Source organism: Humitalea sp. 24SJ18S-53 (assembly GCF_050632385.1).
GTDB lineage: Bacteria > Pseudomonadota > Alphaproteobacteria > Acetobacterales > Acetobacteraceae > Humitalea.
Genome location: NZ_CP192599.1, coordinates 4868373 through 4880932, shown reverse-complemented (window position 1 = coordinate 4880932; position 12560 = coordinate 4868373). Strand labels below are relative to the sequence as shown.

Genomic DNA, 12560 nt, shown 5'->3' with positions numbered 1-12560 from the left:
GTCACATCGCCAACGCGTAGGCGGGGCGGCGCGGATCGGCGCCGCCGCGACGCATGCCGGTGACCGGGTCGCTCTCGACCGCCTCCACGCTGCCGGCCAGCCAGGTCCAGTCCGGCCAGTCCTTCACGTCATGCCCACGGCCACGCAGCGCGTCGCGGGTCGCGACGGGAATGCGGCCCTCCACCGCCACCCGCGCCGGGAAGTAGTCGTAGGGCGCGAAGGAGGAGGGGAAGGAATAGGAGGCCACGCGCGGTGCCTCGATCGATTCCTGGATGTCCATGCCGAAATGCAGCCGGTTGATCAGCACCTGCAGCATCGCCTGGATCTGCACATCGCCGCCCGGGGTGCCAAGCGGCATCACCGCCCCATCGCGCGTCACCACCAGCGCCGGGTTCGGTGTCAGCCGCGGCCGGCGGCCCGGTCCGACGCCGCAGGGATGCGCCGGATCGGGGCGCGACTGCGTACCGCGACCGGAGGCGATGATGCCAAGCCCCGGAATGATCGGGCCGTTGAAGGTGCCGTCCGACGGCGTGGCGGAAAACGCATTGCCCTCCGCATCCACCACCGCGACGTAGGAAGTATCGGGATCCGCGACCGGCATCGGCTTCGTGCTCGGCGGGGGAATCTGCGTGCCGCGCCCCAGCAGCGGTTCCGGCATGCCCGGATGCGCCCGGTCGATATGGAATTCGGCGACGCGGGCGGCGATATGCTCCTCGCCCAGCAGCGCGTCGAGCGGCACATCGACAAAGGCCGGGTCGGCGAAATGGTATTCGCGGTCGGCCATCGCGACCTTGATGCTCTCGGTCAGCAGATGCAGGTAGTCGGGGCTGTTGTGCGACATACCGTGGAAGCCGGCGCGTTCCATCAGCAGCAGCGCCTCCAGCAGCGCCGGCCCTTGGCACCAGGGGCCACAGGTGCTGACCGCATGGCCGCGCCAGTTCCGCGTCACCACCGGTTCGATGCGGGAGCGGTAGTTGGCCATGTCGGAGGCCGAGAGATACCCGCCCTCGGCCTGAACATAGGCGGTGATCGTGCGGGCGATGTCGCCGCGGTAGAAGGCGTGATGCGCAGCGGCGAGGCCCGCCATGCGACCGCCGGTCGAGGCCGCCCGCGTATCCTCATCGGCCATGAAGCGCAGCATCGCGCCGAGATCGGTCTGGCGGAACCGTTCACCAACCTTTGGCGCCGCCCCGTCGCGCAGGAAAATCGCGGCGTTGGACGGCCAGTCGGAATAGTCCTTCACATGGCTCTGAAGGCTTTCGGCGAACATCGGATAGACCGAAAAACCTTCCTCCGCGAAGCGGATCGCGGGCTCGGCGACCGTGGCGAACCCCATCGTGCCATGGCGTTCCAAGGCGGTGATCCAGGCGTCCAGCGCCGCCGGCACCACGGTCCGCAGCACGCCACGCGGCATTTTTCCGCCATGGCGCGACATAAAAATGTCGGGCGGCAGGGACATCGGCCAATGGCCCAGCCCCGCGATGCTTTCGATGCGCCCATCGGCACGGCGGATGATGATTGGCGCGACGCCGCCGATGTTCACGATGTCGGGCTGCACGACGCCCAGCACCATGCCCGCCGCGACGCCGGCATCGATGGCATTGCCGCCGGCTTCGAGGATCTTCATGCCCGCGGCGGTGGCGAGGTAATGGCCGGCGCTGATCGCATGGCGCGGTCCGGCGATGACGGGGCGGGTCGGGTTCATCGCATGGCTCCGGTCGGGCGGGCGTGGGACGCCACCAATTGTTCGTCCATGCGCGGCGTGTAGGTGATGCCGGCCTTGGCCGCGACCATCACGACCTGGTTGTAGAGCGGCACGATCGGCACCTGGTCGATCGCCTCGCGCATCGCGTGGCGCAGCGCGTCCTCGCGCCCTGCGTCGCTGCGGATGATGGCGGCATCGATCAGCGCATCCAGTCGCGGATCGCTGAACTGGCCCCGGTTCCCTTGGCCGAAGGCCTCGGCGACGTTGCGGGTATGGACCGAGGTCGAGAGGATGTAGGAGGCGTCGCGCGACGACGACAGCGACAGCCCATACATCATCAGCGGCAGGTCGTTGCGCCCCTCCACCGTGCGCGGCGAGAACACGTTCCAGGGCTGCGTCTCGACCTTCACCACAAAGCCGGCGCGGGCGAGCATTTGCCCGGCCGCCTGGCACACCCGCGCGTCATTGACGAAGCGGTTGTTCGGGCAGCCGATGGTGATGCCGAAGCCGTTGGGGTAGCCCGCCTCGGCCAGCAAGCGCCGCGCCTGCGCCGGGTCGGACGTCGGCACGCCAAACGTCGGATCAAAGGCGCCGAACTGTTCCGGCACCATCTGGCCGGTCGCGACCGCCTGGCCATCCAACGCCCGCGCGACGAGGGCCGTGCGGTCGATCGCCAGCGACAGCGCCCGCCGCACCCGCACATCGCGCAGGGGATTGTTCGGCAGCGGCTGCCCGGCGGTATCGGTCAGCAGCGGCAGCCGTTCCGCGCCGATGTTCGGGATCAGGAACATGATGCGGTCGGAGTTGCGGCGGAACACGGCAAACCGCGCATCCCGCTCCAGCCGCCCGACATCGGCGGGCGGCACGGATTCGATCAGGTCCACGTCGCCCGCCAGCAAGGCCGCAAGGCGGGAGGAGTCATTGCCGATCACCCGCAGGTCGACCCGCGCATAGGCCGGTGCCTCACCCCAATAGGTGTCGTTGCGGGCGATGGTCATGCCTTCGCGGCCACGGGATTCGGTGACGCGGAACGGGCCGGTGCCGATCGCGGCGCGGCCGCTGTTGAAATCGGAGGTCGTCATGCCCTCCGTCGCGGCGCGGGAGACCACGAAAATATTGGTCAACTGCCCCATCAGCACGGGGTTCGGCCGGTCGGTGTGGATGCGCAGGGTCAGTGGGTCCACGACCTCGACCCGCGCGATGGTGCGCAGGTTCGATGTATAGGGTCCTGGATTCTGCGGCACCGCGGGCACGCGGGCGATGCTGAAGGCCAGGTCGTCGGCCGTCAGCGGCAACCCGTTCGAAAAGGTGACGCCGGGCCGCAGCTTCAATTCCCAGGTCTGCGCATCGGTCGCCGTCCAGGACTGCACGATGCCGGGGACAAAACGGCTTTCGGCGTCGCGGTTGATCAGGCTGTCATAGATGTGGCGGGCCGCGGCCATGTTCGGCCCGGCGAACAGGAAGTGTGGATCCAGGCCGAAGGGCGCCTCGACCCCGATGGTCAGCGATTGCGCGGTGGCAGGTGGCGGACTGGCCAGACCCATCGACAAAGTGGCGGCAAGGGCGAAGGCAGCGCGTAGCGTCACGGTCAAGGCTCCGGAAGACGGGGCGGAGGCTTTGCCATGCGCCCCGCCTTGTCAACGCGCGGAGAGCGGAATCAGACCCCGATGCCAAGCCCGGCGAAGAGCCGGCCGAGCGGCGGCCAGGCGGCGGTCAGCGGTCCCCGCCAGACGAATGCGGCTGCGACCCCGGCGCCCAGCACGAGAAAGGAGGCAAGCCAGGCCATGCGCAACCGGCGCGGGTCTTCGGGCGGGGGGGCAACCGGTTCGGGTGGCGGTGGCGGCGGCGAAATCGGCTTCGCCGATGGCGGGACCGGATCGGGGGCCGCGACCGGCGGCGGCGGGGCGATGGGCGCGGCCTCGGCCGGGCGCCAGGTATGGCCGCAGCGGACGCAACGCACCTCCGGCACCCGTGCCAGGATGTCATCCGGGACCTGATAGGCCGCGTCGCAGGCAGGGCAGACAATCCGCATGCGGCATTTCTCGCAACGCACGGGCCGTCGCACAAGCCATCATGCGTTATTGCTGGCCGGTGCGCATGGTGGCGTCGCGGGCGGGGGCGTGGCACAGGCTACCCATGCTGCGATTCACCGACGTCGGCCTGCGGTATCCGGGCGCGCCCGAATCGGCGCCGGATGTGCTGCGCGGGCTGCGCTTCACACTCGAACCCGGGTCTTTCACCTGGCTGCTGGGGCCGTCGGGGGCGGGCAAGTCCAGCCTGCTGCGGCTGATGGGCCTGTCGTTGCGCCCGACCACCGGCCAGATCGATGTGCTGGGGCTGCGCGTCGGCACCGCCAGGCGCACGGCGCTGGCCGCCACCCGCCGGCGCATCGCCACGGTTTACCAGGACTTCCGCCTGCTGCCCTACATGACCGTGGCCGATAACGTGGCCCTGCCGCTGCGCCTGGCGGGGCGGCCGGAGGCGTCGCTGCAACCGGATGTCGCCGAAATCCTGGCCTGGGTCGGGCTGGACCACCGGGCCGAGATGCGCCCTGCGACCCTGTCGGGTGGCGAACAACAACGCGCCGCCATCGCCCGCGCCGTGGTCGGCCGGCCGGACCTGCTGCTGGCCGATGAACCGACCGGGAACCTGGATGGCGTCCAGGCGCGGCGGTTGCTGATGCTGCTGATCGAATTGCACCGCCTGGGCACCACGGTGGTGGTCGCGACCCATAGCGAGGACCTGCCGGCGCGCCACCCCGCCCCGTCGCTGCACCTGCACGACGGCCGCGTCACCCGGGGTGACCCGGCATGATGGTGCGCAGCCGGCGCCATGCGCGCGATCCGCTGGGCCTGGCCCGGGCGCTGCCCTTTGGCCTGCTGCCGGCGCTGGTCGGCGCGATGGCGCTGCTGGCCGCGCTGGCGATGGCCGGGGCCGAGGCCGCGCGGCATTTCGCCGAGGGCTGGCGCAGCGCCGCCGCAGACAGCGCCACCGTGCTGCTGCCGCACGGCGCCCGCGCCGAATCCGCCGTGCAGCGGCTACTGGCCGTGCCGGGCGTCATCGCGGCGACCCCGGCCGACCCGGCCGAGTTGGCGGCGCTGCTGCGGCCCTGGCTGGGGGAGGGTGGTGGCCCCGCGCTGCCGCCTATCGTGGACCTGACCTTGGACGCCGCCCGGGCTGAAGATCTGGCCGCCGCCGTCGCCGCCGCCGTGCCGGGGGCCGTGCTGGAGCCGCATGGCCCCTGGGCGGGACAGGTCGCGGCCCTGGCGCAGGGGGTGCGGCTGCTGGCCCTGGCGGTGCTGGCGCTGGTGGCGGTAGTGGCGGGCGCGGTGGTGGCCGTTGGCGCGGGCGCCGGGCTGACGGCGCGGCGCGATGCCATCGTGCTGCTGCATGAATGGGGCGCGGCCGATGGCGAAATCGCCGGGCGCTTTGCCCGGCGGCTGGGCTTTCTGGCCGGGGGCGGGGCCGCGGTCGGGGTGACGCTGGCCTTGCCCGCGCTGATGCTGCTGGCCAGCCTGGCCCCGGGGCGGGAGGTCGGCTGGGCCGCGCTGGGTGGGCTGGTGCCCTGGCTTGGCCTGCTGGCGGTGCCGGTGGCGGCCTGGGTGCTCGGCTGGGCGGTCGCCCAATTGGTGTTGCGGCGTTGGCTGCGGCGGCTGCCCTAGGGTGTGATGGCGGTAGGCGCGAATGCGCCGCAGGGCTGAATCACGCGACAAAACAACAAGCTGGACCGCGATGCGTGAGCGAATGCGGACGCATCGCGGTCCAGGGTGCGATCCGGCCGGCGTTTACCGAACAATTTCACTGCCTTGCTATCGCTTCGCGATTCACCGCGAGGCAATATTGCTCTAAATGGCGGCTGAAAATCGGGGTGGTGCTTTGAAAGGGGTTTTGCCCTTCTCAAACTCGTCCCGACCACGGGACCGTGGCCCCTTGGTGTCCACGATGTTTGGTAAAATAAAGAGAGAGGCGTCACTGGGAGTTCATTGGCCGAGGGATGCATTACGCCCCTCTCTTTATTCTACCGATATTTCGTTGGTCCAGGGGCGGCCGCCCCTGGTGGGGGAGGTGTGGAGGGCAAGGCCCCATCCACGGCGTAACCTCCCCATTTTTAGCAGCCTGCCAAGGCTCGGACGGGAAGTGGCGATATGCGGGCCGTGATGATCTTGTTGCGTTCGACAGTGTTCAACGCGCTGTTCTATCCGATGACGGCGGGGCTGGCCTTCGCCGGGACCATGGTGCTGCTGGGCTCGCCGCGCCGAACCTATGCCGTGATGAATTATTGGGCGCGGGCGGTGATCGTGTTGATGCGGGTGGTCTGCGGCATCCGGCTGGTGGTCACCGGCACCGAGCACCTGCCGCGCGGCGGCGCGCTGATCGTGTCGAACCACCAATCGGCCTTGGACACCATCGTCTGGCTGATGCTGGTGGACACGCCGATCTACGTGATGAAGAAGGAATTGATGAACATCCCCGGCTACGGTTGGATGGCACGGCATACCGGGATGGTGCCGGTGGACCGGTCGGGCGGCGGGCCGGCATTGAAGCAGATGCTGCGCGCTGCCTCGGCCGCCGCCGCCCGCGGTGGCCAAGTGGTGATCTTCCCTGAGGGCACGCGGGCGCCGCCGCGCACGCCGCTGCCGTGGCAGCCCGGCGTCACGGCCCTGGCCGGCGTCATCACCCCGATCATCCCCGTGGCGACCGACAGCGGCCGCTGCTGGGGGCGGCGGGCGTTTCTGAAGCGGCCGGGCACCATCACCATCTCGATCCTGCCGCCGCTGCCCACCGGGCTGCCGCGGGCGCAGACGGTGCGGCTGCTGGAGGCGACCGTGCGGGCCGAGACCGAGCGGCTGGAGGCCTTGCCGGACGCCGCCTGACGCCCCCCCTTGGCCACTCCCCAGGCGCCGCGCGATACTGCGCCGACGCAACGGGGAAACACCGCAGATGGCCTATGAGATGATCCTGGTGGAGACGCATGGCCCGGTCGGGCTGATCCGCCTCAACCGTCCCAAGGCGCTGAATGCGCTCTGCGACCAGCTGATGACCGAATTGGGCGAGGCCCTGCGGGTGATGGAGGCCGATGCCGCGATCCGCGCCATCGTGCTGACCGGCAGCGAACGCGCCTTTGCCGCCGGCGCCGACATCAAGGAAATGCAGGGCCGCGCCTTTCCCGCCATTTATTCCGATGACTTCATCGGCAAGCGCTGGGAGGCGGTGCTGACGTCGCAAAAGCCGGTGATCGCCGCGGTCGCGGGCTTCGCGCTCGGCGGCGGCTGCGAGCTGGCGATGATGTGCGACATGATCCTGGCCGCCGATACCGCAAAATTCGGCCAGCCCGAGATCAAGCTGGGCGTCATCCCCGGCGCCGGCGGATCGCAGCGGCTGACCCGCGCGGTCGGCAAGTCCAAGGCGATGGACATGGTCCTGACCGGGCGGATGATGGACGCGGCCGAGGCCGAGCGCGCCGGCCTTGTCAGCCGCATCGTCCCCGCGGCCGACCTGGTGGCCGAGGCGATCAAGACCGGGGAAGCCATCGCCGCGATGTCGGCCCCTTCGGTCGCCATGGCCAAGGAAGCGGTGAACATCGCCTTCGAGAGCACGCTGAAGGAAGGTGTTCGCTTCGAACGCCGACTGTTCCAGTCGCTTTTCGCCACGGCCGACCAGAAGGAAGGCATGGCGGCCTTCGCCGAAAAGCGCCCCGCGCGCTTTACGGACAGCTGAGTTGCGGGGGGCTTGGTAAGGCTTCCCTTGACTCACGCGGGGTCCGGGGGATACCACCCGGCCCTCGCACGGGGCATCCCGTGCATTCAACCTACTTCACGATCGGCTCGACAAGACCGCCATGGCGAACACCGCGTCCGCGCAGAAGCGCATCCGTCAGACCGCGAAGCGCAATGCGCGCAACACCGCGCGTCGTAGCCATGTCCGCACCTACCTGAAGAAGGTGGAAGCCGCGATCAGCGGTGGGGACAAGGCCCAGGCCCAGGCCGCGTTCATCGCCGCCCAGCCTGAAATGCAGAGCGCGGTGGGCAAGGGCACCTTCCACGCCAATACCGTCTCGCGGAAGCTGTCGCGCTTGTCCGCGCGGATCAAGGCGATGGGCGCCAGCGCCACCGCCTGATGACCGCGCCGCCGGCCATGCCGGCGGGCGTTCATGCTTCGGCCCCGTTGTCGCTGGAGACTACGCGAGCGTAGTATCCACCGACGGGTGGAGGCCTGCCGGCCAGTCATATCAAAATATATAGTCGTTTTTTCTGTTCACCTTCAAATGGTGGCAGGATAGCCACGCCTATACATTTAATGTTTCGAAGCGTTGCGTGCTGTTTGCGTGTCGGACCGGTGACTGTTTAGATTTGTAGCCAGAAATTTTGTGGGCAGGGGTGTGTGTCGACCGGTCGCTTTGCGGCTGGCAAGGCGCAGCCGGGCGGGCGTTTTGCCTCGCCTGCCAGGCCTTGGGCGTGTCGGGGGCAGCGTGCTGCAACCGATCCCTGGGGCGTGGCCTGCCGGCACGGATGGGTGTTGGATTGCGTGGGCATGTCGTGGTCTCGGGGTGGAGCGGTCAGCGGTATGGAGCAGGAGCGCAGCACCAGTCCGTCGGTGGCCTCATCGGCGGCCCTTGAGGGCCGCGCCATGGCGGGCGGCCATGACGGCGGCACCGCCGAGGCCCCTGCGCGCGCCGAAGGCGCCACCCTGTCCGCCGGCGCCCTGACCGAAGCCTGGGCCCGCATCCGCGGCCGCCTGCGGCAGGAAGTGGGCGATGCCGAATACCGGTCCTGGTTGCGCCAGATGACCCTGGCCGGCATCGCCGGCGACGTCGCCGTGGTGCTCTTGCCAAGCCGTTTCCTGCGCGACTGGGTGCGCAGCCACTACGCCGACCGCCTGCGCACGCTGTGGCAGGCGGAGGGCCTGGGCGTGCGCCGGATCGAAGTGCGCGTCGCGCCGGACGCGCCGGGCGAAGCCGCCGCCGCCGCGCAGGAAGCCAGTTCGGCCGCCCCGGCGCCGGGCCTGGCCGGTCGCCTGGGCGCGGCCGCGCCGGCCGGCGAACGGCTGGTGGTGCCGCCGGTCGAGGTGGCCGAGCTTCCCGCACCGGCCACGGCCAATGGCGCAGCACCCAGCCAGGATCCCTCGCTCGACCCCCGCTTCACCTTCGATACCTTCGTCGTCGGCAAGCCGAATGAATTCGCCAATGCCGCGGCGCGCCGCGTGTCGGAACGCCCGGCCAGCGTCGGGTTCAACCCGCTGTTCCTCTATGGCGGCGTGGGCCTGGGCAAGACGCACCTGATGCACGCGATCGCCTGGGCGATCCGCGAGAATCATCCGGCCAGCACCGTGACCTACATGTCGGCCGAAACCTTCATGTACCGCTTCATCGGCGCGCTGCGCCGGCAGAATACGATGGAGTTCAAGGAAAGCCTGCGTTCGGTCGATGTGCTGATGATCGACGACCTGCAATTCCTGATCGGCAAGGACAACACGCAGGAAGAATTCTTCCATACGTTCAACGCGCTGGTTGAAGCCGGCAAGCAGATCGTCGTCTCCGCCGACAAGTCGCCGTCGGATTTGTCGGGGCTGGAGGATCGCCTCCGCACCCGGCTCGGCTGCGGCATGGTCGCCGATATCCATGCCACGACCTACGAATTGCGCATCTCGATCCTGCAGGCCAAAGCGGCGTCGCTGCATGCCACCGTGCCGCCGCGGGTGATGGAATTCCTGGCCAGCAAGATCACCGGCAACGTGCGTGAGTTGGAGGGCGCGCTGAACCGGTTGGTGGCGCATGCCAACCTGTTCGGGCGGGCGATCAACCTCGACCAGACGCAGGAGGTGTTGCACGACATCCTGCGCGCGCATGATCGCCGGGTGACGATCCACGAGATCCAGAAGAAGGTCTCGGATCACTACAGCATCAAGATGACCGACATGGCCTCCCCCCGCCGGGCGCGGAACATCGCCCGGCCGCGCCAGGTCGCGATGTACCTGGCCAAGCAATTGACCAGCCGCAGCCTGCCCGAGATCGGCCGCCACTTCGGCAACCGCGACCACACCACGGTGATGCACGCGGTCAGCCGCATCACCGAATTGATGCAGGCCGATTCCTCCTTTGCCGAGGATGTGGACCTGTTGAAGAAGATGCTCGAAGTCTGAGGCAACCGGTCTAGGCTGGGGTGATGGACAGCCAGAACACCCCGATCCTGACGGTGGAGGGGCTGCGCCGCAGCTTTGGCGGGCTGGCGGCGCTGGATGGCGTCGGCTTTTCCGTCGCACCTGGGCGCATCACCGCGCTGATCGGCCCGAATGGCGCCGGCAAGACCACCCTGTTCAACGCGATTTCCGGCCTGCTGCGGGTCGATGCCGGTCGCGTGCAACTGCGCGGCAAAGACCTGATCGGACTACGGCCGGAGGCGATCACGGCGCAGGGGCTGGTCCGCACCTTCCAGATCGCGCGCGGCTTTCCGAAGCTGACGGTGTTCGAACACCTGATGCTCTACGGCCAGCGCCAAGCCGGTGAAAACTGGACCGCGGCCTTGTTCGGCCCGGCCGCGCGGCGTCGGGAAGAAGCGGCCCTGGCCGAACAGGCCCTGGCGATCGCGGCCCGGCTGCGCCTGTCGCATGTGATCGACAACCGGGTCACCGCCTTGTCCGGCGGCCAGAAAAAGCTGCTGGAAATCGGCCGCGCGCTGATGGCGCGGCCCGAGATCATCCTGCTGGATGAACCCGCCGCCGGGGTGAACCCGACCCTGGCCGAGGAGATCGGCGACCTGCTCGTCACCATCGCCGCCGAGGGGCGCACCATCCTGCTGATCGAACACAACATGGCCCTTGTCGGCCGCATCGCGCAGGACGTGGTGGTGATGGCGGCGGGGCAGACGCTGGCGACCGGCGATTTCGCCAGCGTCTGTGACGATCCGGTGGTGCAGGACGCGTATCTCGGCACGCGCAGGAACGTCGCATGACCGCGCTGGTCGTCGAGGGCCTGGTCGGCGGCTATGGCGCCGATGATCATGTGGTGAAGGGTGTCTCCTTCACCCTGGCGCCTGGTCGCATGGTCTGCGTCATCGGCCCCAATGGCGCCGGGAAATCCACCGTGTTGAAACTGCTGGCCGGGCTGCTGCGCCCCATCACCGGCACCATCCGGGTCTTCGGCGATGTGGTGACCCCCGCCAGCCCCGCCGCGATGATCGCCGCCGGCTGCGTGCTGGTGCCGCAGGAACGCAACGTTTTTGGCGCGCTTTCGGTCGAGGAGAACCTGTCCATGGGCGCCTATGCCGAGGGGCGTCGCGCCCGGTCCCGCATGGCCGATGTCTACGACCGCTTCCCGATGCTGCGCGAACGCCGCCGGCAGGCCGCGCGCACCATGTCGGGCGGCCAGCGCCAGGTGCTGGCGATGGGCCAGGCGCTGATGGCCGGGCCGCGGCTGCTGATGCTGGACGAACCCACCGCCGGCCTGTCGCCGGTGGCGGCGCAGGGGTTGTTCGCCATCATCCGCACCCTGGTCGATACCGGGATGCCGGTGCTGATGGTGGAACAAAACGCGCTGGACGCGCTCGACATCTCCGATGACGCTGTGGTGCTGGTCGATGGGCAGGTCGCCCATGCCGGCACGGCCCGGGGCCTCGCCGCCGATCCGACAATCCGCCGCCTGTTCCTGGGCGTCCGCATGACCAAGGAGATTTCTGGATGAGCCTTTCCATTGGCCGCCGCACGCTTGCGGCGCTGTTGGCCGCACCGGCCCTGGCACGGGCGCAGACCGCCGGCCCGATCCGGCTTGGCACGCTGACGCCGCTGACCGGCGCGGGCGGCCCCTATGGCCCCGTGATGGCCGCCTGTGTGAAGGGCGTCATCGACCAGGTGAACGCCGCCGGCGGCGTGCTGGGCCGCCAGATCCAGTTGTTCAGCGAGGATGACCAGACCAACCCCGAGGCCGGCGTCCGCGCTGCGCGGAAGCTGATCGACGTCGATCGCGTCGCCGCCATCATGGGCACCTGGGCATCGAGCGTGACCACCGCAGTGGCCCCCCTGTGCTGGGAGAACCGGGTGTTCCTGGCCACCGTGTCGGGCGCCGATTCCATCACCTTGCTGCCGCACAACGGCTGGCTGATCCGCACCCAGCCGAACACCACGCTGCAGGGGCGCAAGTTCGGCGAGTTCGCCGTGGAACAGGGCGGCAAGCGCATCTTCGTCATGATGCCGCAGACGCCCTTCACCCAGTCGCAATTCGCCGCGATGAAGACGGCCGCCGAACGCGCCGGCAGCACCGCCGAACTGCTGATCTACGACGCGACCAAGCCGTCGCTGCGCACGGAGGTGGACCAGGCTATGCGATCGCGCCCGGATGTGATCGTGGCGGGTGGCTATACGCCCGATACCTCGGTCCTGCTGCGCGACCTTTATCGCGCCTCGTTCCGCGGAAAAATCCTGTCCTTCGCCTATTCGGTCAACCAGGCGATGCTGGGCGCCATCCCGAAGGAAGTGACCGAGGGCGTGATGACCCTGGCGCCTTCGCCCGCCGAGGGCTCGGGCGCCTATGCCAAGGTGCAGCGCCTAGTGAACAACCAATCGCCCGATCCCTATACCTGCCAGATCTACGACCAGGTGAACCTGATCCTGATGGCGATGGCCAAGGGCGGGGATGCGACGGGCCAGATCGTGCGCGACAATGTGCGCCTGGTGTCGCAAGGATCGGGTGAGGCGGTGGACAATGCGCTCGACGGGCTGCGCGCCATCGCGGCCGGGCGCGCGGTGAATTACGACGGCGCCTCCGGCCCCTGCGACTTCAACGAGGTCGGCGACATCATCGACGTGAAGTTCCGCTATGAGCAGGTGCGGGACGGCACGCTGGTGCTGATGAAGATCGCCTGAG

General features: G+C 69.0%; 12 protein-coding genes. 9 read left to right on the top strand and 3 right to left on the bottom strand.

What is annotated here, in order from left to right:
• Position 1: 1 nt before the first annotated feature.
• From ACQW02_RS23475 to ACQW02_RS23465, 3 genes are all read right to left on the bottom strand, one after another.
• Positions 2 to 1705, bottom strand: coding sequence for a gamma-glutamyltransferase family protein (locus ACQW02_RS23475; RefSeq protein ID WP_431282334.1), 1704 nt, complete (start codon positions 1703 to 1705; stop codon positions 2 to 4).
• Positions 1702 to 3291: an ABC transporter substrate-binding protein gene (locus tag ACQW02_RS23470; RefSeq protein ID WP_431282333.1), complete on the bottom strand. Its 1590-nt coding sequence runs from the start codon at positions 3289 to 3291 to the stop codon at positions 1702 to 1704. The genes ACQW02_RS23475 and ACQW02_RS23470 overlap by 4 nt, the downstream gene beginning before the upstream one ends.
• A gap of 71 nt (positions 3292 to 3362) precedes the next feature.
• Positions 3363 to 3737, bottom strand: coding sequence for a zinc-ribbon domain-containing protein (locus tag ACQW02_RS23465; protein WP_431282332.1), 375 nt, complete (start codon positions 3735 to 3737; stop codon positions 3363 to 3365).
• A 104-nt stretch (positions 3738 to 3841) separates the two neighbouring features.
• Here ACQW02_RS23465 and ACQW02_RS23460 point away from each other — a divergent pair, with 104 nt between their 5' ends.
• From ACQW02_RS23460 to ACQW02_RS23420, 9 genes are all read left to right on the top strand, one after another.
• Positions 3842 to 4519, top strand: a complete 678-nt coding sequence (locus ACQW02_RS23460) for a cell division ATP-binding protein FtsE (protein ID WP_431282331.1) — start codon at positions 3842 to 3844, stop codon at positions 4517 to 4519.
• A complete protein-coding gene (locus ACQW02_RS23455) occupies positions 4516 to 5367 on the top strand; it encodes a cell division protein FtsX (protein WP_431282330.1) in 852 nt (283 codons plus the stop codon). The genes ACQW02_RS23460 and ACQW02_RS23455 overlap by 4 nt, the downstream gene beginning before the upstream one ends.
• 495 nt (positions 5368 to 5862) lie before the next feature.
• On the top strand, positions 5863 to 6579 hold the full coding sequence (locus ACQW02_RS23450) for a lysophospholipid acyltransferase family protein (protein WP_431285964.1): 717 nt from the start codon (positions 5863 to 5865) through the stop codon (positions 6577 to 6579).
• A gap of 67 nt (positions 6580 to 6646) precedes the next feature.
• A complete protein-coding gene (locus ACQW02_RS23445) occupies positions 6647 to 7423 on the top strand; it encodes an enoyl-CoA hydratase (protein ID WP_431282329.1) in 777 nt (258 codons plus the stop codon).
• Positions 7424 to 7544: 121 nt separating this feature from the next.
• Positions 7545 to 7823: a 30S ribosomal protein S20 gene (rpsT, locus tag ACQW02_RS23440; protein WP_431282328.1), complete on the top strand. Its 279-nt coding sequence runs from the start codon at positions 7545 to 7547 to the stop codon at positions 7821 to 7823.
• Between the two features lie 509 nt (positions 7824 to 8332).
• Positions 8333 to 9844 carry a chromosomal replication initiator protein DnaA gene (gene dnaA / locus ACQW02_RS23435; protein WP_431285963.1) on the top strand — a complete coding sequence of 504 codons (1512 nt, stop codon included), beginning with the start codon at positions 8333 to 8335 and terminating at the stop codon, positions 9842 to 9844.
• A gap of 23 nt (positions 9845 to 9867) precedes the next feature.
• Positions 9868 to 10653, top strand: coding sequence for an ABC transporter ATP-binding protein (locus ACQW02_RS23430; protein ID WP_431282327.1), 786 nt, complete (start codon positions 9868 to 9870; stop codon positions 10651 to 10653).
• Positions 10650 to 11381, top strand: coding sequence for an ABC transporter ATP-binding protein (locus tag ACQW02_RS23425; RefSeq protein WP_431282326.1), 732 nt, complete (start codon positions 10650 to 10652; stop codon positions 11379 to 11381). The genes ACQW02_RS23430 and ACQW02_RS23425 overlap by 4 nt, the downstream gene beginning before the upstream one ends.
• The gene (locus tag ACQW02_RS23420) at positions 11378 to 12559 is read left to right on the top strand and encodes an ABC transporter substrate-binding protein (protein WP_431282325.1); all 1182 of its coding nucleotides are present in this window, start codon (positions 11378 to 11380) and stop codon (positions 12557 to 12559) included. The genes ACQW02_RS23425 and ACQW02_RS23420 overlap by 4 nt, the downstream gene beginning before the upstream one ends.
• The last annotated feature ends 1 nt before the right edge of the window (position 12560 follow it).